23 protein-coding genes are annotated in these 24958 nt (G+C 48.4%); 13 read left to right on the top strand and 10 right to left on the bottom strand.

Features of this window, described 5'->3' with window-relative positions; all coding sequences use genetic code 11:
• The 4 genes from QNM19_RS12910 to QNM19_RS12895 form a co-directional block, all read right to left on the bottom strand.
• Positions 1–1344, bottom strand: coding sequence for a Na(+)-translocating NADH-quinone reductase subunit A (locus QNM19_RS12910; protein ID WP_049864592.1), 1344 nt, complete (start codon positions 1342–1344; stop codon positions 1–3).
• Positions 1345–1724: 380 nt separating this feature from the next.
• A complete protein-coding gene (gene fabV / locus QNM19_RS12905; RefSeq protein WP_284026771.1) occupies positions 1725–2915 on the bottom strand; it encodes an enoyl-ACP reductase FabV in 1191 nt (396 codons plus the stop codon).
• A gap of 72 nt (positions 2916–2987) precedes the next feature.
• Entirely contained in the window at positions 2988–3305 is a 318-nt protein-coding gene (locus tag QNM19_RS12900) for a BolA family protein (RefSeq protein WP_010382937.1), read from the bottom strand.
• A gap of 55 nt (positions 3306–3360) precedes the next feature.
• On the bottom strand, positions 3361–3963 hold the full coding sequence (locus QNM19_RS12895; RefSeq protein ID WP_284026770.1) for an alpha-ketoglutarate-dependent dioxygenase AlkB family protein: 603 nt from the start codon (positions 3961–3963) through the stop codon (positions 3361–3363).
• Between the two features lie 85 nt (positions 3964–4048).
• Here QNM19_RS12895 and QNM19_RS12890 point away from each other — a divergent pair, with 85 nt between their 5' ends.
• From QNM19_RS12890 to QNM19_RS12875, 4 genes are read left to right on the top strand one after another with little or no spacing between them, the layout of a single operon-like run.
• Positions 4049–5212, top strand: a complete 1164-nt coding sequence (locus tag QNM19_RS12890) for a methyltransferase (RefSeq protein ID WP_049865125.1) — start codon at positions 4049–4051, stop codon at positions 5210–5212.
• A gap of 2 nt (positions 5213–5214) precedes the next feature.
• Positions 5215–5778: a YajG family lipoprotein gene (locus QNM19_RS12885; protein ID WP_049865124.1), complete on the top strand. Its 564-nt coding sequence runs from the start codon at positions 5215–5217 to the stop codon at positions 5776–5778.
• Between the two features lie 11 nt (positions 5779–5789).
• Positions 5790–6416: a peptidylprolyl isomerase gene (locus QNM19_RS12880; RefSeq protein WP_049865123.1), complete on the top strand. Its 627-nt coding sequence runs from the start codon at positions 5790–5792 to the stop codon at positions 6414–6416.
• 56 nt (positions 6417–6472) lie between these two features.
• A complete protein-coding gene (locus tag QNM19_RS12875; RefSeq protein ID WP_049865122.1) occupies positions 6473–7861 on the top strand; it encodes an AmpG family muropeptide MFS transporter in 1389 nt (462 codons plus the stop codon).
• A gap of 86 nt (positions 7862–7947) precedes the next feature.
• On the opposite strand, the gene QNM19_RS12870 is transcribed toward QNM19_RS12875, so the two are convergent.
• On the bottom strand, positions 7948–8193 hold the full coding sequence (locus tag QNM19_RS12870) for a helix-turn-helix domain-containing protein (RefSeq protein ID WP_010382949.1): 246 nt from the start codon (positions 8191–8193) through the stop codon (positions 7948–7950).
• A gap of 339 nt (positions 8194–8532) precedes the next feature.
• Here QNM19_RS12870 and QNM19_RS12865 point away from each other — a divergent pair, with 339 nt between their 5' ends.
• Entirely contained in the window at positions 8533–8709 is a 177-nt protein-coding gene (locus QNM19_RS12865; RefSeq protein WP_010382951.1) for a hypothetical protein, read from the top strand.
• 159 nt (positions 8710–8868) lie between these two features.
• Here the strand turns inward: QNM19_RS12865 and erpA are convergent, their stop codons facing one another.
• A complete protein-coding gene (erpA, locus tag QNM19_RS12860) occupies positions 8869–9207 on the bottom strand; it encodes an iron-sulfur cluster insertion protein ErpA (protein ID WP_010382953.1) in 339 nt (112 codons plus the stop codon).
• A gap of 339 nt (positions 9208–9546) precedes the next feature.
• On the opposite strand from erpA, the gene QNM19_RS12855 reads away from it, so the two are divergent.
• From QNM19_RS12855 to QNM19_RS12835, 5 genes are all read left to right on the top strand, one after another.
• Positions 9547–11229: a chloride channel protein gene (locus QNM19_RS12855; protein WP_049865120.1), complete on the top strand. Its 1683-nt coding sequence runs from the start codon at positions 9547–9549 to the stop codon at positions 11227–11229.
• A 28-nt stretch (positions 11230–11257) separates the two neighbouring features.
• The gene (locus QNM19_RS12850) at positions 11258–11692 is read left to right on the top strand and encodes a CopD family protein (protein WP_010382958.1); all 435 of its coding nucleotides are present in this window, start codon (positions 11258–11260) and stop codon (positions 11690–11692) included.
• Positions 11693–11863: 171 nt separating this feature from the next.
• Positions 11864–12880 (top strand): aspartate carbamoyltransferase, encoded by a 1017-nt coding sequence (locus QNM19_RS12845; RefSeq protein ID WP_010382960.1) that lies wholly within the window; start codon positions 11864–11866, stop codon positions 12878–12880.
• A 76-nt stretch (positions 12881–12956) separates the two neighbouring features.
• Complete coding sequence (gene hemL / locus QNM19_RS12840; protein ID WP_284026769.1) at positions 12957–14243, top strand: glutamate-1-semialdehyde 2,1-aminomutase; 1287 nt, start codon at positions 12957–12959, stop codon at positions 14241–14243.
• Between the two features lie 139 nt (positions 14244–14382).
• Positions 14383–16221 carry a methyl-accepting chemotaxis protein gene (locus QNM19_RS12835; RefSeq protein ID WP_284026768.1) on the top strand — a complete coding sequence of 613 codons (1839 nt, stop codon included), beginning with the start codon at positions 14383–14385 and terminating at the stop codon, positions 16219–16221.
• Between the two features lie 23 nt (positions 16222–16244).
• On the opposite strand, the gene mrcB is transcribed toward QNM19_RS12835, so the two are convergent.
• From mrcB to QNM19_RS12815, 4 genes are all read right to left on the bottom strand, one after another.
• A complete protein-coding gene (mrcB, locus tag QNM19_RS12830) occupies positions 16245–18587 on the bottom strand; it encodes a penicillin-binding protein 1B (protein ID WP_284026767.1) in 2343 nt (780 codons plus the stop codon).
• 106 nt (positions 18588–18693) lie between these two features.
• A complete protein-coding gene (locus QNM19_RS12825) occupies positions 18694–19923 on the bottom strand; it encodes an ammonium transporter (RefSeq protein ID WP_049863929.1) in 1230 nt (409 codons plus the stop codon).
• Positions 19924–19934: 11 nt separating this feature from the next.
• Positions 19935–20273 carry a P-II family nitrogen regulator gene (locus QNM19_RS12820; protein WP_010382970.1) on the bottom strand — a complete coding sequence of 113 codons (339 nt, stop codon included), beginning with the start codon at positions 20271–20273 and terminating at the stop codon, positions 19935–19937.
• A gap of 192 nt (positions 20274–20465) precedes the next feature.
• Complete coding sequence (locus QNM19_RS12815) at positions 20466–21701, bottom strand: GGDEF domain-containing response regulator (protein WP_049863930.1); 1236 nt, start codon at positions 21699–21701, stop codon at positions 20466–20468.
• A gap of 335 nt (positions 21702–22036) precedes the next feature.
• Between QNM19_RS12815 and QNM19_RS12810 the strand changes: the two genes are divergently transcribed.
• The 3 genes from QNM19_RS12810 (at position 22037) to QNM19_RS12800 (ending at position 24939) form a co-directional block, all read left to right on the top strand.
• Positions 22037–23563 (top strand): S10 family peptidase, encoded by a 1527-nt coding sequence (locus QNM19_RS12810; protein ID WP_284026766.1) that lies wholly within the window; start codon positions 22037–22039, stop codon positions 23561–23563.
• A gap of 222 nt (positions 23564–23785) precedes the next feature.
• On the top strand, positions 23786–24322 hold the full coding sequence (locus tag QNM19_RS12805; protein WP_049863931.1) for a hypothetical protein: 537 nt from the start codon (positions 23786–23788) through the stop codon (positions 24320–24322).
• Positions 24322–24939, top strand: a complete 618-nt coding sequence (locus QNM19_RS12800) for a 5-formyltetrahydrofolate cyclo-ligase (protein ID WP_049863932.1) — start codon at positions 24322–24324, stop codon at positions 24937–24939. The genes QNM19_RS12805 and QNM19_RS12800 overlap by 1 nt, the downstream gene beginning before the upstream one ends.
• Positions 24940–24958: the final 19 nt, after the last annotated feature.

The following is a 24958-nucleotide window of genomic DNA, read 5'->3' as shown; positions in this document are numbered from 1 at the left end:
TTAACCTTCCTTCTCGATTGTAGTCAGGCAATCACGCAAGATTGATCCATAGTCGTATTTGCCTGGACAAACGAAAGTACACAACGCCAGATCTTCTTCATCCAGCTCTAGCGCACCCAGTGAAATCGCGCTGTCCAAATCACCAGAGATCAGGTCACGCAACAACAGAGTTGGCAGGATATCAAGCGGCATTACACGCTCATAGTTACCAATTGGCACCATCGCACGCTTTGAGCCACCGGTAGAGGTGGTCATCTTGAACAGACGACTTGGCGCAAAGTGAGAGATGAAAGTACGCGTTACAGAGAACTTAGTACTACCAGGTGCGATCCAGCCAAACAGCTCTTTCTCACGACCTTCAGACAGCACAGAAACCTGTACATGATAACGACCCAGGTAAGCATGAGGACCAGCGGCTGTTTTACCAGCTAACACAGAGCCAGAAATGACCCGGTTTTCACCATCTTCAGTTTCACCTGCAACTAAATCGGTTAACGACGCACCAACTTGAGTTTTAACAAGACGTGGGTTCTTCACGCTCGGACCGGCCAAAGCAACAACACGGTCTGAGTAGATTTCACCACTTAGGAATAGCTTACCGAAAGCAATTACGTCCTGGTAACCCAGGTGCCATACTTGCTTGCTTGGACCGACAGCGTCAAGATTGTGAATGTGTGTACCAACCAGACCAGCAGGGTGAACACCCGCAAACTCATGTACTTCTACCTGAGAAAGCGAAGAGCTCGGCACCTTACTGCCAGATTGCTTACAAACAAACACTTTACCGTCAGTCAGACGCGAAACCACAGCCAGACCAGCTTCAAACGCTTCCACGTTTTCAGCGATCACAACGGCAGGATCCGCAGCTAGAGGGTTAGTGTCGATTGCGGTAACAAAGATCGAGCTTGGCGACGCGCTAGGTACGGCTACACGACTGAAAGGACGTGCACGCAACGCTGGCCATTGACCCGATTCGATCAGCACTTCTTTCACTTTTTCACGATCCAGGTTGCCGAGTTCAGCAGCCGGGAACTTGTCAAAAGTGATTTGCTCATCGCCCTGTACTTCAATCACAACGGACTGAAGAACACGCTTGGCTCCACGGTTGATTTCTTTAACTACACCAGAGGCTGGCGCAGTAAACTTGACGCCAGGATTCTTTTTGTCTTCAAAAAGAACTTGGCCTTTCTTGACTTGGTCATCCACACGCACTCGCATGGTTGGACGCATACCAATAAACTCTTCACCCAACACAGCTACTCGTTTGACAGCAGAACCATCATGAATAACTTGCTGTGGTGCGCCCTCTATGGGTAAGTCCAGACCTTTTTTTATGTTGATCATACGCACTTGCATTACATTAACGGAAAGAAATTGATAAATCTTTACTTACCACGGCACTATTCTCTGAGTTGTATTGGAGTCAAAGAGCTGGCACAACATACACAAAGTCGGGCCAACCTGTCCGCAACGGGAACCAGCACCGTGGTATATAGTCCTTACATATTTCCGCAATTTTAACATTAATCGTACTGACTATGCGAGTGGAAATATGAAAATAATACGACTTAACAATGGATTTAGTTCATCAGGTGTCACTGCAAGAATCTAAATATAGACCAAAGTGGTATTGATGAGAAATTGACAGTCCTGCTGGGGGGCGTTTTCTTAATGAGGCGCGCGCAATGAAACGGACGAAATCAGTGATTTCGCCCGTCTGACGACTAGATTAGGTGGTTAATCTTAACCGCCGTATCCACGTCTGCATCATAGTCAACTGACTCGATGCCAAAACCAAATAGCTTCAGGAATTCATTGTGATAACCGGCGTAATCAGTCAGCTCATCGATACTGTCTGTGTCGACTTTATCCCAGATCACTTTAATGCGCGCCTGAACTCCGTCTTCCAGCTCTTTGTAGTTCTGGAACAGGTGACCACCGTCATCAAAGCGTGGAGTCTCTCCGTACAGGTTTTCACTGAACAATCCTTGGATCTGCTCAATTGTCCCTTCATAGGTACCGTCTTCTTTGGTCACTTTGAACAAAGTAGAGATATACAGAGGCATAATTGGGATAGCAGAGCTTGCCTGAGTCACTACCGCATTCAATGAAGCAACATAGGCTTCACCGTTTAAGTGCGCAGTTGACGCTTTAATTGCATCTGTCGCACGATCCAGGTCTTCTTTGGCTTTGCCTATGGTCGCATGACCATAGATAGGCCAGGTCAGCTCTTTACCGATGTAAGTGTATGCCGTGGTTTTGAACCCTTCAGCAAGCACATCCGCTTCTTTCAGTGCCTCCAGCCACAACTCCCAATCTTCACCGCCCATCACTTTCACGGTATTAGCGATTTCTTCTTCATTGGCCGCTTCAACGGTCACTTCATCGATGACCCGCTTAGAGGTATTCAGATTCTTGGTTGTGATGGTTTGACCAATTGGCTTAAGCACCGATGAAAAAGTCTCGCCCGATTTAGGATCAGTACGACGCGGTGATGCCAGACTGTAGATGATCAAATCAACTTTGCCCATTTCAGCCTTGATGGTCTCAATCGCTTTGGCTTTAAGCTCATCCGAGAATGCATCACCATTGATGTTCTTTGACCACAGGCCAGCCTCATCGGCAGCTTGCTGAAATGCAGCGGTATTATACCAACCCGCTGACGCCGGCTTTTTCTCTGTGCCTTCTTTTTCGAAGAAGATACCCAGTGTTTTTGCACCAGCGCCAAAAGCAGCGGTGATACGAGAAGCCAGGCCATAACCGGTAGAGGCACCGATCACCAGGACATTTTTAGGGCCATTATTAATTGGACCCTGAGCCTTAACATAAGCAATTTGTTCTTTTACGTGCTCAGCACAGCCCACCGGGTGAGCATTGGTACAGATGAAACCACGGATCTTAGGTTTGATGACCATGTCTATTCCTACATATTCTGTATTATGAAAACTGCGTTAGTTTAAATGCAGATCCTGCAAACACAGGTCTGATCACTCACTATCAAATTTCGAGCCGCCCAGACAGCTCGGTGAATCAGGGACTTCGCCATGCTGTTCGGCATATTCTTCCGGGGTATAAGTGTGAATGGCTAGCGCATGAATATGATGTGCCAACTCCTCCTTTAATACCTCATTAATCAAGCGATGGCGTTGTAATAAACGCTGTCCCGCGAATTTTTCGCTGACAGCAATCACTTTGAAATGTGACTCGCTACCCCGGCTGTGCATATGACTTTCGTTGATAACATTGAGATGTTTGCACGCGATGGCGTCTGCAAGCTTACTGTAGATTTGTTGTTGCATTGACATAACTCACTCCCGATGCGGAGAAAATTTAGCGCATACTATACGCACTTATGCACCATTAACCAACTGTTCTGAATGTCAGGTTGATCCGTCCCTGGGTGACGCGCGCTTGTTTCGGCAGTGCATGCTGATAGTCATGCTGGCTGCGTCCCGTCATCAGTAACCCACTTCCCGTCGGCAAAGGCAGAGTCAGGGTTTCCTGTGTCTGCTTATGACGAATTTTGAAATTGCGCGTCGCCCCCAGCGACATAGAGAAAATCGTCGGATTCAGTCCAAGCTCAGCTTCATCGTCACTGTGCCAGCCCATGCTGTCCTGCCCATCCCGATACCAGTTAACAAGCAGTGCATTAAAGTCGTGCCCAAACTGGCGACTCAGGCGTGCGCGCATTGCGCTGAGTACATCCGGCCAGAGGGTGTTCTCAAGCAGAGTGCCGGAATAACCATATGACACAGACTTATCGGCAATAAAACACTGTAACCTGGGGATCGGTGCAGTTCGACCAAACAAGGTGATGGTGGGCTGTTGCCAATCCAAGGAGGATGCCAGGTAGGTATAAAGCGCAAGGCTTTTTTCAAAGCTCAGACAGGCTGGCAGATATTCAAAACCCGGCGGCAATTGTGGTGTTTGCCCGGGCAAACATTCTTTGTTCAGTCTCGACATGCTATATTACGTGTTCTGTTAGTTCTGCTGCGCTTTGCTAGTGTGCAAGGTGATAGCACCAACCTTGAGTGAGATTCACCCCATCATGATCACCGACGCTGTATTGGCTGGCACGGCTCTGACCCTGCATCGTTTTCCCCTTGAGCAAAAAAACCGTAGTCTGCAAGCCTGGGATGCGGCCGACGAATATCTACTGGATCATATTACCACAGCCTATCCGGATGCACGCGATATCCTAATCCTGAATGATGCCTTTGGCGCATTAAGCTGTACGCTGGCTGCACGGCTAAAAGATCACGCACAGTGGCATATTACTCAGGTCAGTGATTCTTTTGTGGCGCAACAGGCAACCCGCTACAATCTGGCAGAAAACCAGCTGGATTGGGCACTGGATGAAACCAAACTCACTCAGCTAGATAGTCTTGCAGCCTTGCCGAAACAGTGCGACCTGATCCTCATAAAGGTGCCAAAAAATGCCGGGCTGCTGCAACATCAGTTATCCCAACTCAGCCACCTCGCTGCAGATATCCCTATTGTGGCAGCGGGTAAAGCCAAAGAGATTCATACCTCGACGCTAAAGAGTTTCAGTCACTTTATGCAACCGCCTACCACCAGCCTGGCGGTTAAAAAGTCCCGATTAATCTTTTGTACCACCACCGGCAAACCCGTGACAGATAAGTTTCCGGTCAGCTGGGCGCTGGAGAACACCCCTTTCACAATACATAACCATGCCAATGTATTCTCCCGTGACTCTCTGGATATCGGCGCCCGGTTCTTTATGAACTATCTGCCGGCAGGTAAAAAACCACTGCGGGTGATAGATTTGGGCTGTGGAAACGGTGTAATTGGCTTGCAAACCCTGGCGCGAATGCCAAATGCACAGGTAACATTTGTCGATGAATCCGCCATGGCCGTTGCCAGTGCTCGCGAAAACGTCACTCACAACCTTCCGGACAGAGTAGATGACTGCCAGTTTATGCAAAATGATTGTCTCAGTGATTTTTCGCCTAACTCCACCGATCTGGTGTTATGCAACCCGCCGTTTCATCAGGCACAGGCCATTACCGATCACATTGCCTGGCAAATGTTCTTACAAGCTAAACACACCCTGAGAAATGGCGGAGAATTGCGGATCATTGGCAATCGCCACCTTGATTACCTCGATAAGTTGCAGCGCCTGTTCGGGAATTGTAAGGTGATAGGCAATAATAAAAAGTTTACCGTATTAAGTTCTATTAAAAGGAGCTAATCATGCGCTTAGCAATTTCTGCATCTCTCTTTGGTGCAGCCCTCAGTTTACTCGCGGGGTGCAGCAGTGCACCTAAAACTGTGATCCTCAACCCCAGCTATCAGGGTGGAAATATCAGCCAGTTATCGCAAACTCTGGCAATTAAGGTGATCGACAATCGAACAACCAAGTTCACCATCAAAGTACTGGAGCAAGAACCTGCGGTTTATCTGCCAAATGCAGAGTTACCAGTCACCTTAAACAAGTTATTGGCTCAGGCACTTGAGGCCAACGGGGTGACACTGTCACCGCAAAGCGATACTCAGCTGACACTGCGCATTCGCACCTTTATTGCCAAAGTCGATGAAACGCTCAGTCGCCACGAAAGTACAGCACAGGCCGAATTTGTTATAGAGGCAAGTAAAGGGCAACGCACATTTACCAAGCCCTTCACCGGCGAAGCAACATTCAGTAAACCACTAAAACATGACCAATCTCAGGTAGAGGGGCAATTAAACCGCCTTGCTGAGCAGGTGGTCACTCGCATGCTGTCGGATAAAGAATTAATCAATTTTTTGCAACAATAAAAGGCTAAGCTATGCTCCGTATCCTGATCCTGTTGACTTTACTACTGACAAGTAGTTTCTCATTTGCGAACAATAAAGAAGGGCGCTTTGTCCAAAAAGATAACCTGTTTCCTAAAGTTCAGCTCAATACCTCACTAGGCAAAGTGATCGTAGAACTGGATCGCTCCCGTGCACCGATCACAGTCAATAACTTTCTCACTTACGTAATCAACGGTGACTATAAAGGATCTGTCTTTCACCGGGTAGAGCGGGACGAAGCCAACGAACGTGATTTCGTGATCCAGGGCGGTGGCTATGACAAAGACTATGATGGCATGTTCGAGCGCCCCGCAATCTTTAACGAGAGCGGTAACGGCCTGAAAAATAATATGTACACCATTGCCATGGCTTATCAGGACAACAAACCACATTCAGGAACTCGTCAGTTCTTTTTCAATATGGATGACAATGACCACCTTAATCCCGGACGCGGATGGGGTTTTGCAGTATTTGGTAGCGTCGCGGATGGCTTCGATACACTCGACAAAATCATGCAAGTCGAAACAGACTACAACAAAAAGCTGGGCTATACCTTTATCCCCAAAACACCTGTGATCATCCACAGCATAGAAATGCTGCCGGAAGAGACCTTCGAGTAATCGCTTATCAGTATCGCCTTGCCTCATAACAGGGCGATACTGGATTGGAAAACACTATGATCATTTCATCCAGCCTGCGTGACTATGTCAGCTACTATCGCGATAAACGCCTGCTCACGGTCTTTGCCTTTGGGGTCAGCCAGGGCTTTCCCTGGGTTTTAATTGGCTCAGTGATGTCTGCCTGGCTTAAAGACGAAGGGCTTAGCCGCAGCATGATAGGGTTATTCGGCATTGTATTCAGTGCCTACACTATCAACTTTTTGTGGTCCCCGCTGCTGGACCGGGTTCGCTTGCCATTGCTGACAAATTGGCTGGGGCAAAGACGCAGCTGGATCGCAGCCGGACAACTGATTGTTGCGCTGTCAGCACTGGCTTTAAGTCAGGTTGACCTCAAAGCCGATCTTTATCAGGCTGCATTATTGTGTTTCATTATTGCTCTGAGTGCAGCTACCCATGATATTGCAATAGACGCCTACCGGATTGATATCCTGCCAGCAGAAGAAAGTGAAAAATCCACCGCTGCTGCTGCCATGGCCACATCGGGATGGTGGAGTGGCTACGCCCTGCTTGGTGCCATACCGTTTTTTGCGGCAGACTTACCGGGTGTCAGCTGGCCCGAGATATATACACTGCTCGCAGCGATCATGCTGGCACTATTTCTGGTCACGCTCAGTGCCCATGAACCCCAGTCTCACCGGGAGCACACACAACAACAACTACAAGCGCAATATCAGTCCCAGCTTGGCGGGCTGGAACACAATCGACTACAGCTCATTCTGGCCTGGCTGGCTGTCACCCTGGTTGAGCCGTTTCGCAGCTTCTTTAACCGCAATGGCGTCAAAACGGCCCTGGCCCTGTTGGCCTTTATTTTTCTGTTTAAAATTGGAGAGGCCTTTCTGGCACGCATGTCTATCGTGTTTTACAAAGAGATTGGCTTTAGCAACAGTCAGATAGCTCAGTATTCAAAACTGGGAACCGGTCTTATCACAATTATTTTTGCGTTTCTGGGCAGCATCTTTAATCACAAATACGGCATTGTAAAAGGCCTGTTTATCAGTGGTGTTGCCATGGCAGCATCTAACCTGATGTTTTCCTGGATAGCCGTTGCAGGCCCCAAGGAACATCTGTATGCCCTCGCTATCGTCATAGATGGATTTACCCAGGCCTGGTCGCTGGTCGCCATGGTGGCCTTCATTTCGATGTTATGTGATCGCGCTTTCAGCGCAACCCATTATGCACTGCTCGCCTCGCTCGGCAGTCTCGGTCGTACCGTGCTCTCCAGCTACAGTGGCGTCGTAATAGATGACTGGTTGGGGGGAAACTGGGCGGTATTCTTCGCGCTGACAGCACTGATGGTCGTGCCTTCTTTGATATTCTTGTACGCAATCCGTCATAAACTCTATCAAATAGAGCAGAACTATCACAATCAGGGAGAAAAACGCTAAGAACAAAGCGTGGCGTATCTGGTCCATGTTAAAGGGATAGAGGTGCAGCTCCTTGCACCTTCACTCATACTGGCAACGCCAGTGGTTTACATCTGCTCTTCTTTGATCAGAGCCAGACCTTCATATGGGTCGACTTCCAGCGCTTCACAGTAACGCAGAAATTCAATCACGTCTAAACGACGTTCCTGATTCTCAATTTTGCCAATGAAAGAATGTGGTGTACCTAACACCTGGGCCAGACTGCGCATTGTATGACCTTTCTCGTGACGTTTTGATTTTAGCCACTTAGTCAACTTACTGTTTTCCTCAGAAGAAACCGTTTTCCCCATCATAATAAAACATCTCCTACTCGATGATTAATTAATGCTGCCTTACGAAATTTGCCCGTCTCGACCGGCAGCTTGTTTTATAACAGGACATATAAGCTGGGCATAAAACACCCAATTTGCCTGCCCTGTTCCTATGTACCAAATTAGGTATAGACGATCTTTTCTCTAACACCTAATTAAATTTGCAACTTTCTTACCTAAAATAGAGAGGTAAGATTACTGTGACACTTTAACAAAAATTTTATATCTTGTACCAGTATACGAAATAATTTATTTTTTCTTTAAAAAATAGTGGTTTAGCGCTAATCTGTCATAAAGTAACAAATTTTGGGAGAATTTTTGATGATCCGGCTCATATTTTTGCTACCCATTTTGCTCTGTCTGGGTTGGTATTACTTTTTACGTGTAAATGGCGTACCACTCAAACAAGGCAAACGCGGATTCATCTATATTCTCGCTTTTTCCACTCTGGTGCTGGGATTTTTTGTTCTGATGATCCACCTTACCAACCCGGGATAGCCGGCATCGTGCTGACTTAAACACCCGTGTTTTAGTCATATACAGGTACTTTAGCAAACTGTACAGAAAAAAGATGGTCGCTTTTGGTCTAATTTTAGATACAAAAAGGCCATGCTTGTGCATGGCCTTTGAAAATAAAAATACTACATCGGGATGACTTTATACGCTGAAGCTCGCACCACAACCACAGGTGGTGGTTGCGTTAGGGTTGCTAACAAAAAAGCGCGCACCTTCCAGGCCTTCAGTGTAATCAACCTCACCATCGACCAGATACTGAATGCTCATTGGATCTACCACCATGGACACCCCGTTTTTCTCAATTTCCAGGTCACCCGGATTGGTTTTTTCGTCAAAGGTAAATCCGTACTGGAACCCAGAGCACCCACCGCCGGTCACATACACTCGCAGCTTAAGGTTAGGGTTTTCTTCTTCTGAGATAAGTTCTTTCACACGGCTGGCCGCCGCGTCGGAAAATTTAATTGGTATCTGATCAGACATGTGTATTCGACCCCTGTACATTTAATAGCGGAATTATCTAATACCTGACTATTTTAATCAAGTATAGACTGGCACTCATCCAGCAACGATCTCCATATTCCCTCATCTGCGTTACCTAGTCGTTTGATTTACTTAATTACAAGGACTTAGATTATTTGATACACTTATCCACCAAGTGTACTATGCTACTTCTGCTGTCTGCCCGGAAATCAAACACCACAGCGCTGACTTTGGCGAGTGTTCGGGCATTATGAAAAGCCTAAGGGTTGAGCTAGTACAGGCAGCTAGGCAGGACAACTGCACTCGCAACAAATCAGATTCTCAACAGGCCAATATTGTATGTCGTTCGATAATGTACGCCGTCGCTTAGCGAAACCCAAAACTTCCATCCAGCTTTGCTTACTGGGAATTGGCGCCGGCTTAATTGCAGCAATATTGATCATCTTGTTTCGTCTCACCATCATGCTGGTACAAAGCACTTTTTTAGACAGTCCAGATGATTTCACCACCTTGCCGGAACATCAGCGGGTACTGCTGCCTGTCGGTGCCGCTTTACTGATCGCCCTGTTTGCCAGTCTGACGGGGTTTAAACACTATCGCCTCGGCATCCCGTTTGTGATCTATCGTATCAAACAGCATTATGGACAAATGCCCATCTGGAACTCGGTCAATCAATTTTTCGGTGGCGCTGTGGCACTCATCAGTGGCTTTTCAGTCGGACGCGAGGGTCCATCTGTACACATGGGCGCGACGGGTGCCAGCATTCTGGCCGAGCGCCTGCATTTGCCCATGAACGCAGCCCGGACATTGGCCGGATGTGGTGTTGCAGCGGGCATTGCAGCTTCGTTTAATACCCCTCTGGCCGCCGTCATCTTTGTTATGGAAGTGGTACTGCGGGAATACAAAATTCACATTTTCGTGCCAATCATGCTGGCAGCGGTGACCGGTGCCCTGGCAACGCAATACGTGTTTGGCCACGACCTGGAGTTATCACTCATCAGCGTCTCGGCATTGTCGTTCTGGCATTATCCGTTTTTGATTCTGTGTGGCTTTGTGCTGGGTGCCATTGCTTTTGCATTTAATCAGAACCTGATGATGATCATTAAAACCTTTAAGCCTATCAGCATGTTTCCGCGCCTGATGCTGGCCGGATTACTGGCCGGACTGATAGGCTACCTGGTTCCGGAAGCCATGGGCTCAGGTATGAGCGCAATTAAAATTGCCGTTGAAACGCCTGGCGAGCTGCAACTGCTGACCACCATTCTGATTGCCAAACTGCTGGCAACCATCTTTGCCATTGGCCTGGGGATCCCCGGCGGGATCATTGGCCCGGTCATCGGACTGGGAGTTTTGATTGGTACCTTAATGGCGTATTTTGCTCAGTATATTTCTCCTGACGTCAGTGTCGCAGGGACCTACGGCGTTCTGGGCATGGCCGGGTTGCTGGCAGCAACACTGCATGCTCCCCTTGCGGCCCTCACCGCAGTAATGGAACTGACCTCCAGTCCTCAGATTGTCGTACCCGCTATGATTGTGATTTCCTGCGCCTATGTTACTGCATTACAAGTCTTTGGAAATCGCTCGATTTTCTTACAGCAGCTGGATTTTCAGGCGCTGCCCTATCAAGTTTCTCCAGCCAAAGAGGCGCTGCAAAAGGTTGGGATTATGGAAGAAATGGACGAGGGCTTTAAACTCCTCTACTCGGATGACAAAGACCAAATCAAAGAGACCTTGTCAGCCATCGACAGTCAGACGCCACTGATAGTGTACGACGAGGAACATGGATATCGGCTGGCCGAGTATGACCTCAGCCTGATCTCAGAGCAGAGCATGACCATCACGTATATCGAATTGCAAGGGCTGAGCACACAAGCCACGCTGGCAGACGCATTTGATATCCTCAAAGACAAGCGCTCAGGCGCCGTCTATGTGTATAATCAGAAAAATAACGAACAAATTATGGGCCTGCTCAGGTGGGATCAGATCCGCCATATTCTCACTATGAGAAACAGCTTGCTGTAATTGTGATTTTAGACAACCCAGAGGTTTTATGACGACGATACTTGTGTACAAAGCGCTACACATCTTTTTTATGGTTGCCTGGTTTGCCGGGATATTCTATCTGCCAAGACTGTTTGTTTATCATGCGATGACTGACGAAAAGCCCTGCTCCGCGATGCTTAAAATCATGGAGCGACGCCTGCTCTATTTTGTCACACCTTTTGCGATACTCACCGCAGTATTTGGCGTATTACTCATCACCAGTTATGGTCGAGAGTGGTTTCGTGCCAACCTGTGGCTGCACTACAAATTAATACCGGTCATCATGCTCTATTTGTATCACGCTTATTGCTTCAAGCTGCTGGCAGATTTTAAACATGACCGCAATCAACGCAGTGACCGATTCTATCGCATCTTTAACGAGTTTCCGGTGATATTACTGCTGATCATCATCCTGCTCGCCATCTTGAAACCAGTTTTCTGATATCAGTCTGTGACGGCGACTTAGCCGTCATTTTCCACGCCTAAAAAACAGAATTGTGCTATTATGTCGCTCCAGTTACTCAACGCAGCGTGCCTGATGCGCCCTGTTTTGCGAGCTCGGTTAGGAGTGCTCCCCGCCTCCTGTTGTCAATCTGTGATTAGGAATCGCCGCATGTTAAGTTTCCAAGGTGAAAACATCCTCTCCGTCAACGAACTCGACAGAGAAGCCATTGAGCTGATTTTCAATGTTGCTAAGAAAATGGAACCCTACGCTAAAAAGTACAAGCGCACCAATGTGCTGGAAGGTGCTGTCTTAGCCAATCTGTTTTTTGAACCCAGTACCAGAACGCGTGTCAGTTTCGGAACTGCTTTTAACCTGCTGGGTGGTACGGTCCGTGAGACCACAGGAATGCAAAGTTCCGCTTTAGCAAAAGGGGAATCCCTGTATGACACCGCCCGCGTGATCTCCGCTTATGCTGATGCCGTCGCAATGCGCCATCCGGATGCTGGCTCAGTTGCGGAATTTGCCACAGGCTCAGACGTCCCGGTGATCAACGGTGGAGATGGTCCAAATGAACACCCAACCCAGGCATTGCTGGATCTGTTAACCATTGAGCGTGAACTGGGTCGCTTCGAACGCGGCATTGATGGGATGCACATCGCCCTGGTTGGCGACCTGAAATATGGCCGTACCGTTCACTCACTGTCTAAGCTACTATGCCACTATAAAAATGTGCGCTTTTCTATGGTCGCCCCGGACGGTTTGCAAATGCCGGACTATATTCTGGATGCCGTCAGCAACGCTGGTCACCGCATTGAACTGGTCTCAAAAATGGAAGGCAACCTGGCAGCGGACATCGTCTATCAAACCCGTATTCAGGAAGAACGCTTCCCGTCACAAGAAGAAGCCAATAAATATCGCGGTGGTTTTCGTATCAGCCAGGCCATTTACGATGCGCACTGTAAGCCGGAGTCCGTATTGATGCACCCGCTGCCCCGTGATAGCCGTGGCGATGCCAATGAACTGGATAACGACTTAAATAATAATGACAATCTGGCCATCTTCCGTCAGGTTCAAAATGGCGTGTTGATCCGCATGGCGTTGTTTGCACTGACACTGGGCGTTGCCGACAAGGTTGAGCAATACGAAGTAGACGTGCCCTGGTTCAGCCGCAAACGCGAAGCCTAATCTACTAAATTCGTTTCATGACCTGAGGTATCTGACTTACTTAAAGATACCTTATGTACATAACAAAGGACACATTATGACAATCAGTCAAGACCTCTTCTCTCGTGCCCAGGAATCTATCCCGGGTGGCGTCAACTCACCGGTCCGCGCGTTTAATGGCGTCGGTGGTACGCCGCTGTTCATTAACAAAGCAGAAGGCCCACACACATTTGACGCCGATGGTAAACGCTACATTGATTATGTTGGCTCCTGGGGTCCGATGATCCTTGGCCATAACCATCCTCAAATTAAGCAGGCTGTGCTGGATGCGGTAGAAAATGGTCTGAGCTATGGTGCGCCGACTGAAAGCGAAATTTTGATGGCTGAAAAAGTCAAAGCGCTGGTTCCTTCTATCGACAAAGTACGTATGGTCAGCTCAGGTACCGAAGCCACCATGAGTGCGATCCGCCTGGCACGTGGCTACACAGGCAGAGATAAAATCCTGAAGTTTGAAGGCTGCTACCATGGTCATGCCGATTCACTGCTGGTTAAAGCAGGTTCTGGTGCGCTGACTATGGGTGTACCAAACTCACCGGGCATTCCGGCAGACTTTGCGAAACACACGCTCACCGTGTCATTCAATAATCTGGACGAAGTGAAAGCCATTTTTGCCCAATACCCTGACCAGATTGCCTGTATTATCGTCGAGCCAGTGGCTGGTAACATGAACTGTATCCCACCCGTTGAAGGCTTCCTGGAAGGTCTGCGCGAGATCTGCGATACGCATCAATCCGTGCTTATTTTCGATGAAGTCATGACAGGCTTCCGAGTGGCACTGGGTGGCGCTCAGGCCTATTACAATATCGAGCCAGACCTGACCTGCCTGGGTAAGGTTATTGGTGGCGGTATGCCAGTAGGTGCCTTTGGTGGTAAACGTGCCATTATGGACCACATTGCACCGGTAGGCCCGGTTTATCAGGCAGGCACCCTGTCTGGTAACCCAATCGCTATGGCAGCTGGCCTTAAGGCACTTGAGCTATTGTCAGAACCTGGTCTGCACGATGCACTTGAAAGTAAGAGTAAGCAACTGTGTGATGGATTCCAGCGTGCTGCAGATGCCGCAGGCATTGCCCTGACTACCAACTATGCCGGTGGCATGTTCGGTTTCTTCTTCACCGATGCCGAACGTGTTGATACCTATCAGCAGGCAACTGAGTGCGACCTGGAACGCTTCAAACGCTTTTTCCATCTGATGCTGGAAGAAGGCGTGTATCTGGCACCATCCGCATTCGAAGCCGGATTTGTCAGCACCATGCACAGTGATGCAGACATTGCTGAGACAATCAAAGCGGCTGAGCGCGCATTTGCTAAGCTGGTAGCTTAAACAAACTTGCTCAGTTCAGTGATATAAAAGAGCCCTGCGGGGCTTTTTTTGTTTTTGGCAGTAAAAACTTTCAGGGCTTTGAACTATTCTTTGTTTATACCCGGTCTATTACAAATGACTTATAAACAAAGATAAAATTATGACAGGACTCAGATCAGCCGCTAGCCCCGCGATTGCCTTTATGGCACAGCTAAAATACAAAACCAAAATCAGCCTGGTATTTGGTATTCTTTTAGTACCACTCAGCCTGAGCTTATTTTTTCTTAACTCAACCCTGACTCAGTCAATTCAGGTGAGTCAGCAACAACGTGCTGGCTTACAATTTTATCCGCCCATTTTAGAAAATCTGTTAAACCAGCAAGCTCAGCGCAATGCTCAGGTTTTGGCACGTAGCCCATTTGCTAAAGGCGTTAAGCCAGGTGACGAGTTAGAGCATTTATCCATTGCTTCTAAGCTGGCGATAGACAATGACCTGAGCCGCTCTTACCTCAACCGCTCTTTGGTGGAATCACTGCCTAATGTGATCACTCAGGTGAATGGCATCGCTGAACAGGCAAATAAGATCATCAGCAGTGGCCGTTTCACACCCGATACCTTCATCGCGCTGTCAAATCTGAATAAAGTACTCCCGCTGGTAAAAATGCAATTGAACAACAAGCTGGAAGTCGCTACGGCCAACAACAAACAAGTTACCAAGCGACTTCAGGATAAGATTACAGCGTTAAACCGTGCGCTGGATAACTATCACCGCACCATTAACGATAAACTGCTGGAGCCCGACGACATCGAACTGACCAGCGGCGCCTTTAGCAGCGTGCATCGCGAAGTACTTACCCAGCTGACTGGCCTTATCAATGCAGCTACACCCACTCTGAAAACCTTACTCGATGAAAAGCTCACCAATGAGCGTCGGATCCGAAATCTGGTCGCACTGGCATCCATACTCAGCTTGCTGCTCGCCTTGTATCTGATGTTAGGTTTCTATTTTGCAGTTGTAGACACCATTGCGGAATTTTCGACCTCAGCGCAGCAGGCATCTGGTGGTGATTTAACGGCACGGGCACAGCCACGTGGCAAAGATGAGCTCAGCGACATCCTGCGCCAGTACAACGCCGTGCTGGACGCCTTCGTCCATTTACTAGGCAATGTAAGAACGACCTCAACTGATTTATATGGCGCCACCGATAAACTGCGCCAGATAAGCCAGGACACCCGAGAAGATGTGGCACAACAGCAAGCCAAGATCCAGACCGTGCATCAGGCACTCAGTGAAATGGCCAATGCCGCCGATGCCGTTGAAACCTCCGCACACCATGCCACTGAGCTTGCAGCAACCGCAGCACAACAAGTCAAACAAGGGAGTGAAAATACCACCCGACTGGCAGAGCACATGACGGTGTTACAACGTGAATTCGAAGAAAGTCGCATTGCACTGGATAAGCTTGCGCAAGACAGCCAGGACATCAGTAAAGTCAGTCTGGGGATCAGTGAAATTGCCGAACAAACTAATTTGCTGGCGCTTAATGCTGCTATTGAGGCTGCCCGGGCTGGAGAGCAGGGCCGAGGCTTCGCGGTTGTCGCGGATGAAGTCCGTACACTGGCGCAAAGAACGCAGCAACAGACCGAAGAGATCCACTCTATTATCCACTCACTACAACAAGCCTCTAACGACACTCAGAAGAAAATGCTCAGTAGTGTTGAAAAAATGGAGCAAGGTGTCAGTGCAGCCACGGAGACTAACCAGGTGCTGAGTGCCGCAGAGCAAAGTATGGCTGACATCGACCAGCAAGGTCATGTCATCAGTGATCAGGTAAAACGTCAGGCTGTCGCCACCCAACAGGCGCTGGTAGAGTCGAGTGAAATCAGTCACCTGGCCGATCATACACTGAGTTCAGCAGAGGCCACACGGGGCGATGCTCAGCAACTCAGCGATATGGCTGCAACCTTAAAGCAACTCATCGCCAAATTCAGAACTTAACTGACTGCACCCCGGCCTGTGGCTCAGCCACATCCCGGCCGGGGGTTAAATTCCTCAATGCGAATAGGCAGCTGAATCGTTGGCCCACAATGCGGCGCGGCCTGTTCACCCGTTTGCTCATTTACAAACGCCCAGCGCACACCCGCGGGTCGCTGATCCGCAATCGCCTGCGGATTCAGAGGTTTTAAATAACGGATATAGAGCTCCAGCGCACCGCGCCCACCGGTCAATTTGGCAGGTTTATTGTCGTCCCGGCCAATCCAGGTAACCGTCACAGTATTGTGATCAAACCCGGCAAACCAGCTGTCTCTCAATTCATTACTCGTGCCCGTTTTACCCGCCAACTGAATAGAGGGAAAATGCTGATTTAACCGCTTAGCGGTGCCACTTTTGGTGACTCGCTTCAGCCCATAGCGGGTCATGTACATGGCTTCCTGAGAAAACCTGGGTTGCCTTGCTACACGATGCTGATACAGACGCTTACCTGTGGTATTCGTAATAGCCGAAATACTCGTCAATGGCGCATATTGGCCGTTGGCTGCCAATGTGGTGTACATCTGAGCCACATCAAAACTCGATAACTCCACTGCCCCCAATAGCATAGAGGGATACAAAGGAATATCACTGTCGACACCAAGCTGTCCTATGGTTTGAGCAACAGAGTCGACGCCGACATCCAGACCCAGGTTAACCGCTGGAATATTGATACTCTCACTGAACGCCCGATACAAAGGTACCGATCCCCGGAATCGATGATCGAAGTTTTCCGGTTGCCAGGTTTTTCCCGCCGCGTTAGTCACCTGTAACGGGGCATCCTCCAGCAAGGTCCCCAGGTTATAGCCTGGCTGCTCAAGTGCTGACAAGTAAATCGCGGGCTTTACCAGAGAGCCCACATTACGACGTGTGTCCAGCACCCGATTAAACCCGGAATAACGAAGCTGGCGCCCCGCCACCAAAGCTGATACGCCGCTTTTTTCGGTGTTCACAGAAATCATCCCCACTTCCAACTGAGCGGTCGAAAAGCGCCGTTCCAGGTAGGGCAAACCTTCACTGACTGCCTCTTCCATGGCAGATTGCTTTTGCAAGTCAAAATAAGTAAATATCCTAATCCCCGCATTCACGACGTTTTCATCTGGCAACAATTGCTGAAGTTCGCGATTCACCAGCTCCAGATAACCCGGGTAAGTTTGCAGCAGACTTTCTTTCAGAGGCTGAATTGCAATAGGCCGCTCCAACGCCAGGCGGTACTCATTGGTGGTAATGAGACCATTTTCTGCCATCAACCTGAGCACCAGGTCGCGTCGTTCCATGGTCCGCTCCGGATATCGACGCGGGTTGTAATAAGACGGGCCTTTCACCATAGCCACCAGCATGGCTATCTGATCAAACTCCAGCTCATCGACGGGTTTCGCAAAGTAGAACTCGGCTGCCAGACCCATGCCGTGGACGCCCTGATTGTAAGCCTGACCGAGGTAAACTTCGTTGAGATAAGCTTCAAGAATTTCATCTTTGCTGTAGCGAAAATCAAGAATGAGGGCAATAAAAGCTTCATTGATCTTGCGCAGCAAAGAGCGCTCCCGGGTTAAATAAAAGTTCTTTGCCAGCTGCTGGGTCAGGGTGCTCCCCCCCTGTACAGTGCGTCCTGCGCGAACATTGTAGTACAAGGCACGCATAATCGACCACACAGATACCCCGTGATGTTCGTAAAACGCCCGATCTTCAACCACCAGCAAGGTGTTTTTTAGAATATCCGGTATTTTGTCCAGCGGCACAAACTCCCGATCCTGACGACTTTCATTGCCTATCCGGGCAATTTGTACCGGCTCAAGTCTGGCACTCTCAACTCGTCGGCCCTGATCATTGACAATACTAGCCAGCTTTTTACCTGCAAAATTGAGCGTAAAGATACGCGCCTGCTCAACCCCGTCATAAAACTCAAAGGAGCGCCGATACACGGTAATCGTACGACCCTGCACCACAAACTGGCCCGTATGTTTAATGCGGTTTACCCGGGAGTAATTGAGCCGCTCCAGTTCCCAGATCACTTCCTGCTCAGCCAGATATTGATCCGGATAAAACGACATAGCGCGGGCATACACCTGTACAGGTAACTGCCACTTGTTCCCTTCAAACTGTCGGCTGACTTTGGCATCGAGATAAACCACATACCCTGCAACCGCAAATACCATGGCCAAACTCAGCTTCCAGCACAACGACCACAGCGTGCTCAGTGTCCGGTTACGCAATGCCCGTAAGCGTTGCTTAAATGAGGAAGTGGAGTTAGCGGTCTTTTTCTTGCCTGATTTGGCCGGTGATTTACGGGTGGGCTTGCGAGGTTTGCCTGCTGCTTTTTTGTTGTCTGCCATTGACCGTGGAATGCTTACTGAGAGTGAATAGATGCTAGATTATCTCAGATTAACTGCCGCTTAAACCAAAAAGCGCGATAAGCCGCGCTTTTTGGTGAATTCTTGCTTACTTATTGCGAATGGTCACAAATTCAGGATACGCATCTATGCCACAGTCATGCTGATCCATACCACTGAGCTCTTCTTCTTCACCCACCCGGATCCCCATCAGGGTTTTAATGATCCCCCAGACGATGTAAGACGCGATAAACACAAAGCCCAGTATGGTCACCAGGCCGATAGCCTGAGTCATAAAGCTGGCATCGCTGTTCGAGAAAGGTACCATCATAATGCCCAGCGCCCCACACACACCATGCACGGAAATAGCACCAACCGGATCATCAATACGCAGTTTATCCAGTGCCACGATGCTGAATACCACCAAAGAACCACCCAGCATCCCCAGAATACAGGCCAGCATAGGCGTCGGTGACGCAGGCTCTGCAGTAATGGTCACCAGACCAGCCAATGCACCGTTCAGGATCATAGTCAGGTCCGCTTTTTTCCACATCAGCTTACACACCACCAGTGCTGCAATCGCACCCGCTGCCGCCGCAGCATTGGTGTTTACCATGATCTGACTGACAGCGATGGCATTGCTTTTGTCTGCAAGAAATAGCTGAGAGCCACCGTTAAACCCAAACCATCCCATCCATAAAATAAAGGTTCCCAATGTCGCCAGAGGCAGGTTTGAACCGGGGATAGGATAGATTTCACCGTTTCTTCCATACTTGCCCTTACGTGCACCGAGTAACAAAACGCCAGCCAGGGCGGCAGCGGCGCCTGCACCATGCACTATCGCAGAGCCTGCAAAGTCGACAAAGCCCAGCTCAGACAAGAATCCAGCACCCCAAGTCCAGTATCCTTCAATAGGATAAATCAACCCAGTCAGGACGACAGTAAACAACAAGAACGCCCAAAGCTTCATTCGCTCTGCAACCGCCCCGGAGACAATAGACATGGCGGTTGCCACAAACACAACCTGAAAAAAGAAGTCTGATTCCAGCGCATGGTCAGCATCGTCGGCAGCACTGCCAATGAGTGCACCAAAGTTAGGCACTACCCCACCCTCAACGTTATCCACATACATGATGTTATATCCAACCAATAGAAACATCGTACAGGCGATGGCATAGAGGGCGACATTTTTAGTGAGAATTTCGGTGGTGTTCTTTGAGCGTACCAGCCCGGCTTCAAGCATCGCGAAGCCAGCGGCCATCCACATCACCAGAATACCAGACACCAGAAAGTAAAAGGTGTTCAGAGAGAATTGTAATTCAATTACCGTGTTTTCCATTATTTCACCCCTTAAATCGCTTCTTCGTCGAGTTCACCGGTACGAATCCGGACAATTTGCTCAAGGTCGTAGACAAATATTTTGCCGTCGCCAATTTTGCCAGTACTGGCAATCTCGGTAATCGCCTCCACGACACGCTGGGTATTTTCACTGCGGGTCGCTATTTCAAGCTTAATTTTGGGAATAAAGTCGACCTGATATTCAGCTCCTCGATATAGCTCGGTATGACCCCTCTGACGACCAAAACCCTTCACATCGACCACAGTCATGCCCTCGATACCCAGCTCAGCAAGAGCTTCGCGGACTTCGTCCAGCTTAAACGGTTTAATTATTGCGCTTATCATTTTCATTATTTGCCCCCCCAGGGCAGATGATCCTGTCGGGGGAGGTAATCCAACCTTTATGCCAATAATAAAAGTAATTATTTTACATGTGGTTAGATTAATTCAGAGATATAGAGTGAACATCAAACGCACCGTGCTGGTGCGCCTGTTTATTGTCTGACTTGAAATGGTGCAATGCAGAGAGGGGTTAACTGAGGGTTAGCTTTCACTGACCATGACGCAATTACGCTGAGCTTCTTTGGCACGATACAAAGCGCTGTCTGCCGCACGCATGACGTCACTGAGAGTCGCTTTGTCACACCGGGCAATCCCCACACTGAGTGTGCAGTGTAATGACTGCTCCTGGATCATAAACTGCGTGTTGGCAAAGCGTTCTTTGAAATCCTGGCAACTATTTTTAGCCACAGCCAGGTCATTACCCGGCATTAGCACGGCAAACTCCTCTCCACCGACACGCGCCACCAGGCAGTGATTGAAAGAACTATTAAGCAGCTCAGCCACTTGAGACAAAACTTTGTCCCCGCCAAGATGGCCGTACTGGTCATTGATTGCCTTAAAATGATCCAGATCCAGTAACGCCAACGTGAACTGATCCGGCTTATTCTTGAGCACTTTATCCATGTGCTGGCAAAAATAACGACGATTATAAAGACCCGTCAGGAAATCTCTGTGTGCGTACTCTTTAATATCTGCGATCAGATTCAACTGATCCATGGTTTGCATCACCCGGCAATGAAACTCTTCATTCATAAAAGGTTTCGTCAAAAAGTCATTGGCGCCATATTTGATGAACTTGGCAGACAAACCATGACTGCCAGCACCAGAGAGACCAATAATAGCGAGATCATCGCGCCCACGACTGTTACGCACCGCTTTCACCAGTTCAAAGCCGTCCATGGTCGGCATCGCATAATCCGTCAGCAATAATTTAATGTCCGACTTGGCATTGAGCATATTCAAAGCTTGCTCACCATCTTGCGCCTCAAAGACAGTAAACAACTGCTTTTCCAGCATCTGTCTCATCACTGCCCGACTGATCATCGAATCATCAGCGATCAGTGCCTGGCACCCTTCATTGCGCAGTAAGCGTGATACGAGTTTAATGGCGTAGAGATAAGAATCCCGATTGTCCTTAATCACATAATCAACGACGCCCATCTCGAGCATTTGCTGACGGCTATATTCATCAATTTTAGACGTCAATACCACAGTGGGGACGTTGCGGCTTAGCGTTAGCTGCACGACCTCTCCGTCAGGGGCGTCTGGTAAGGTCAGGTCGACCAAAGCCAGAGTGTAATGTTGGCTCTCGAGTAATGCCTGGGTCTCTTTCAGTGACCAGGCATAATCAATTTCCACATCCAGGTGTTGTGATGCAAGGTGGCGAAGGATCTGTTGCACTACCTTACTGTCTTCGACGACTAATACTCTTTGCATTACGATGCTCTACTAAAACTACGAGAAAAGGGAAGAGATACAAGAATTTAACAGCGCTAAATACTTTCATACTACAGACATAAGGATTAAATATACGCGATTTCTGTGACAAAAAAAACTCACCGGCAAATAAAATTGTAAACAGACCGCAACAAAAGCCCGCTTAGCCTCGGATGCCTCAGGCAATTGAAAACACAAAAAACAAACCAAAACCACCATAAAAATTAACATCCATTGTGCATAGCCTATTTTTTGGCAATTAGTCTCAAGTTTTTTGAATTCTGCTCTGGATGCGTCTTAAATAAGCAGATCGATTTCACCCAAAAAATAAAAACATGTTGTTGAAGCCATTACTGTTCGCTCTTTCTGCGACTTTTATTACCACACTCCCTCACACCGCATCGGCACAAGCCGATACTCAAGGTCAGTTGACCCAGCAAATTGATGCTCAGGTCATCACCGAACACAAAGGAACCTTTAACGGGGAGCGGATCGCCTACACTGCCACCACAGGTACTCAGCCAGTGTGGGATAAAACGGGCCACCCGATAGCGACACTCCACTATACCTACTATAAAAAGAACAAAGTCAAAGATCCCGCCACCCGTCCGCTGCTGATCTCATTTAACGGTGGCCCAGGCTCTGCCTCTGTATGGATGCATATTGCTTACACCGGGCCTCGGGTACTGAAGATTGACGATGAAGGTTACCCGATGCAGCCTTATGGCTTAAAAGATAACCCGGATTCTGTACTGGATGTCGCCGACATTCTATTCGTCAACCCAGTCAACACTGGTTACTCTCGTGTGCTGCCAGAGCAAGACGGCTCAATGGCTGACAAGCAAACCCTGCAATCACGCTTTTTCGGTGTGAATGCTGATATCAAATATCTGGCTGGGTGGCTCAATACCTTTATCAATCGACATGGTCGTGCACTGTCACCGAAATTTTTGATTGGTGAAAGCTATGGTACAACTCGCGTTTCTGGCCTGGCCCATGAGCTACAAAACAAGCAATGGTTATTCTTAAACGGCGTAGTACTGGTTTCTCCGACAGATATTGGCATAAAACGTCAGGGGCCGGTAAAAAGTGCCAATCGCCTACCCTATTTCGCAGCAACCGCCTGGTATCACAAGGCGCTCCCCGATGCTTTGCAAAATCAAGATCTACTTAATGTACTTGAGCAGGTGGAAGCCTACACCTTAGATCATTATCTGCCTGCATTAGCCAAAGGCGCCATGTTGAGTGAGCAAGAGCGTCTGGCTGTGGCAAAGCAAGTCGCACACTTCAGCGGGCTATCAGAGCAGTTCGTATTGCAGAATAACCTCGACATACCCAACCGCAGTTTCTGGAAAGAGCTGTTACGCGAGCGAGGCTATACCGTCGGCCGTCTTGACTCCCGCTATTTGGGCATTGATAAACGAGACGCCGGTGAAGGCCCCGACTATTGGCCTGAACTGGATGCCTGGCTGCATGCCTTTACGCCGGCAATTAATCATTACTTCCGCCACGAGCTGAACTATAAAACGGACATCAAATACAACATGTTTGGCGATGTACGCCCCTGGGATCGCAGCAAAAACGAGGTGGGTGAACAACTTCGCTTGTCGATGGCAAAAAATCCTTACCTGAACGTGATGGTGCAATCAGGTTACTATGACGGTGCTACCAACTACTTTGATGGCAAGTATAACCTCTGGCACCTCGACCCCAGTGGTAAAATGCAGGACCGGTTGCGTTTTAAAGGCTACCGCTCTGGCCACATGATGTACTTGCGTCGTCCGGACCTGACCCAGGCCAATCAGGACCTGCGAGCATTCATTACAGACGCATTAAAATACAATCAACCTGCTAAATACTGATCTCCCAAACCTCTCTCACGGCGCTGTAATGCGGCGCCGTTTCTTATCTCTTACTAACCATTAAGATTACTTCACACACTGAGCTTAAAAGTTAGGTATACTCAAAACAACAATTGACGATATCCATATTTTTTATTCCACTTACCCAGCAATAAGTTAACGACAATTCACAGGGGCGCGGAGTATATAATGGACCCGAAGTAACAATTTTGAGGAATCCTCATGAGCGAACATTTTCGCGTGGTGTTTTCCGGCTTCAAGCCCGACACTGACAGCCAGGCAGCCACAGAGCAACTCGCAGCCAAGTTAAAAGTACCGACGCAGAAAGTCGTCGACTTCACCGCCGGCAAACCCTTATTTGGCCCTGGTGATAAGCAAAAATGTCTAAAGCAGGCCAAATTACTCGCCGTGTACGGGATCCAGAGTAAACTACAATCACAGGCCTCTGACCCCGCAGATACCATGCAAAATGCAGCCAATGAACGTGTGTTTGATGCCCTGGATTACATCACCAGCAGCCTCATCCGCATCGAGGAAAAGCTTGATGAACTGGAACAACGCATCGATGGCAAGCAGACGCAGGATGAGCAACATGAAGAAGATGAGTGGGAAGATGAAGCTTTGTTTAGCGAACTGGAACTCGACAATGAGCCCCCCAAACGCTCTAAGAAGCTGCTGTATATTCTCCTGTCATTATTAGTGTTGTTACTGATTGTGTTAGGGATCAGTCTTGCTTTCCCTGAATTGGTACCTATGTAATGAAAACACCCTCACCAAAAAATGAAAAAATTGCATCTTCAAGAAAGGTTATTAGAAAAAGCATTAGAAAATTGCGTAACAGCCTCACTGATGAGCAACAATCAGCGGCAGAGAAAAGCCTAACTATTAATTTTTTTCAACATGTAAAACCCGCTAAAAACGCCCGTATCGGGGTCTACCTTGAGAACGATGGCGAACTAAGAACTAACCTTTTAATTCAATCACTTTGGTCCGAAGGTGTGGACCTTTACCTGCCTGTAATACACCCCTTCAGCGGCGTCACTTTGCTCTTTCAGAAGTATGAAAAAAACTCACCCATGAAGCAGAATCGCTATGCTATCTTAGAGCCAGAATTGAATTGTAGCCAAATTTGTCCACTGGCGCAGCTAAACTACTTGCTGCTCCCATTAGTGGCATTTGACGATTCAGGAAACCGCCTTGGTATGGGTGGTGGCTATTATGATCGTACGCTGGCGCGTTATTATCGTGAGAACTGGCAACAGCCTAGATTGATTGGTCTGGCTCATGAATGCCAGAAAGTTTCAGCACTACCAACCGAAGCCTGGGATGTGCCTTTACCAACCATAATCACGCCACAGCACTGCTATCAGTGGTGACATATACGGTAAGGCGTGC

This window comes from Pseudoalteromonas ardens (genome assembly GCF_030125445.1).
In the GTDB taxonomy this organism is placed as follows: domain Bacteria; phylum Pseudomonadota; class Gammaproteobacteria; order Enterobacterales; family Alteromonadaceae; genus Pseudoalteromonas; species Pseudoalteromonas ardens.
The sequence above is the reverse complement of the archived record's forward strand: the minus strand, read 5'-3'. Positions and strand labels throughout refer to the sequence as shown.

Excerpts from the sequence above, each read along its gene's own strand:
- hemL (WP_284026769.1), top strand. The coding sequence starts at position 12,957 with ATGACAATCAGTCAAGACCTCTTCTCTCGTGCCCAGGAATCTATCCCG.
- QNM19_RS12890 (WP_049865125.1), top strand. The coding sequence starts at position 4,049 with ATGATCACCGACGCTGTATTGGCTGGCACGGCTCTGACCCTGCATCGT.
- QNM19_RS12880 (WP_049865123.1), top strand. The coding sequence starts at position 5,790 with ATGCTCCGTATCCTGATCCTGTTGACTTTACTACTGACAAGTAGTTTC.
- QNM19_RS12820 (WP_010382970.1), bottom strand. The coding sequence starts at position 20,273 with ATGAAAATGATAAGCGCAATAATTAAACCGTTTAAGCTGGACGAAGTC.
- QNM19_RS12850 (WP_010382958.1), top strand. The coding sequence starts at position 11,258 with ATGACGACGATACTTGTGTACAAAGCGCTACACATCTTTTTTATGGTT.
- QNM19_RS12825 (WP_049863929.1), bottom strand. The coding sequence starts at position 19,923 with ATGGAAAACACGGTAATTGAATTACAATTCTCTCTGAACACCTTTTAC.
- erpA (WP_010382953.1), bottom strand. The coding sequence starts at position 9,207 with ATGTCTGATCAGATACCAATTAAATTTTCCGACGCGGCGGCCAGCCGT.
- QNM19_RS12875 (WP_049865122.1), top strand. The coding sequence starts at position 6,473 with ATGATCATTTCATCCAGCCTGCGTGACTATGTCAGCTACTATCGCGAT.
- QNM19_RS12800 (WP_049863932.1), top strand. The coding sequence starts at position 24,322 with ATGAAAACACCCTCACCAAAAAATGAAAAAATTGCATCTTCAAGAAAG.
- QNM19_RS12835 (WP_284026768.1), top strand. The coding sequence starts at position 14,383 with ATGACAGGACTCAGATCAGCCGCTAGCCCCGCGATTGCCTTTATGGCA.
- QNM19_RS12900 (WP_010382937.1), bottom strand. The coding sequence starts at position 3,305 with ATGTCAATGCAACAACAAATCTACAGTAAGCTTGCAGACGCCATCGCG.
- QNM19_RS12865 (WP_010382951.1), top strand. The coding sequence starts at position 8,533 with ATGATCCGGCTCATATTTTTGCTACCCATTTTGCTCTGTCTGGGTTGG.
- QNM19_RS12885 (WP_049865124.1), top strand. The coding sequence starts at position 5,215 with ATGCGCTTAGCAATTTCTGCATCTCTCTTTGGTGCAGCCCTCAGTTTA.
- QNM19_RS12805 (WP_049863931.1), top strand. The coding sequence starts at position 23,786 with ATGAGCGAACATTTTCGCGTGGTGTTTTCCGGCTTCAAGCCCGACACT.
- fabV (WP_284026771.1), bottom strand. The coding sequence starts at position 2,915 with ATGGTCATCAAACCTAAGATCCGTGGTTTCATCTGTACCAATGCTCAC.
- QNM19_RS12845 (WP_010382960.1), top strand. The coding sequence starts at position 11,864 with ATGTTAAGTTTCCAAGGTGAAAACATCCTCTCCGTCAACGAACTCGAC.
- QNM19_RS12810 (WP_284026766.1), top strand. The coding sequence starts at position 22,037 with ATGTTGTTGAAGCCATTACTGTTCGCTCTTTCTGCGACTTTTATTACC.
- QNM19_RS12870 (WP_010382949.1), bottom strand. The coding sequence starts at position 8,193 with ATGATGGGGAAAACGGTTTCTTCTGAGGAAAACAGTAAGTTGACTAAG.
- QNM19_RS12910 (WP_049864592.1), bottom strand. The coding sequence starts at position 1,344 with ATGATCAACATAAAAAAAGGTCTGGACTTACCCATAGAGGGCGCACCA.
- QNM19_RS12815 (WP_049863930.1), bottom strand. The coding sequence starts at position 21,701 with ATGCAAAGAGTATTAGTCGTCGAAGACAGTAAGGTAGTGCAACAGATC.
- QNM19_RS12895 (WP_284026770.1), bottom strand. The coding sequence starts at position 3,963 with ATGTCGAGACTGAACAAAGAATGTTTGCCCGGGCAAACACCACAATTG.
- QNM19_RS12855 (WP_049865120.1), top strand. The coding sequence starts at position 9,547 with ATGTCGTTCGATAATGTACGCCGTCGCTTAGCGAAACCCAAAACTTCC.
- mrcB (WP_284026767.1), bottom strand. The coding sequence starts at position 18,587 with ATGGCAGACAACAAAAAAGCAGCAGGCAAACCTCGCAAGCCCACCCGT.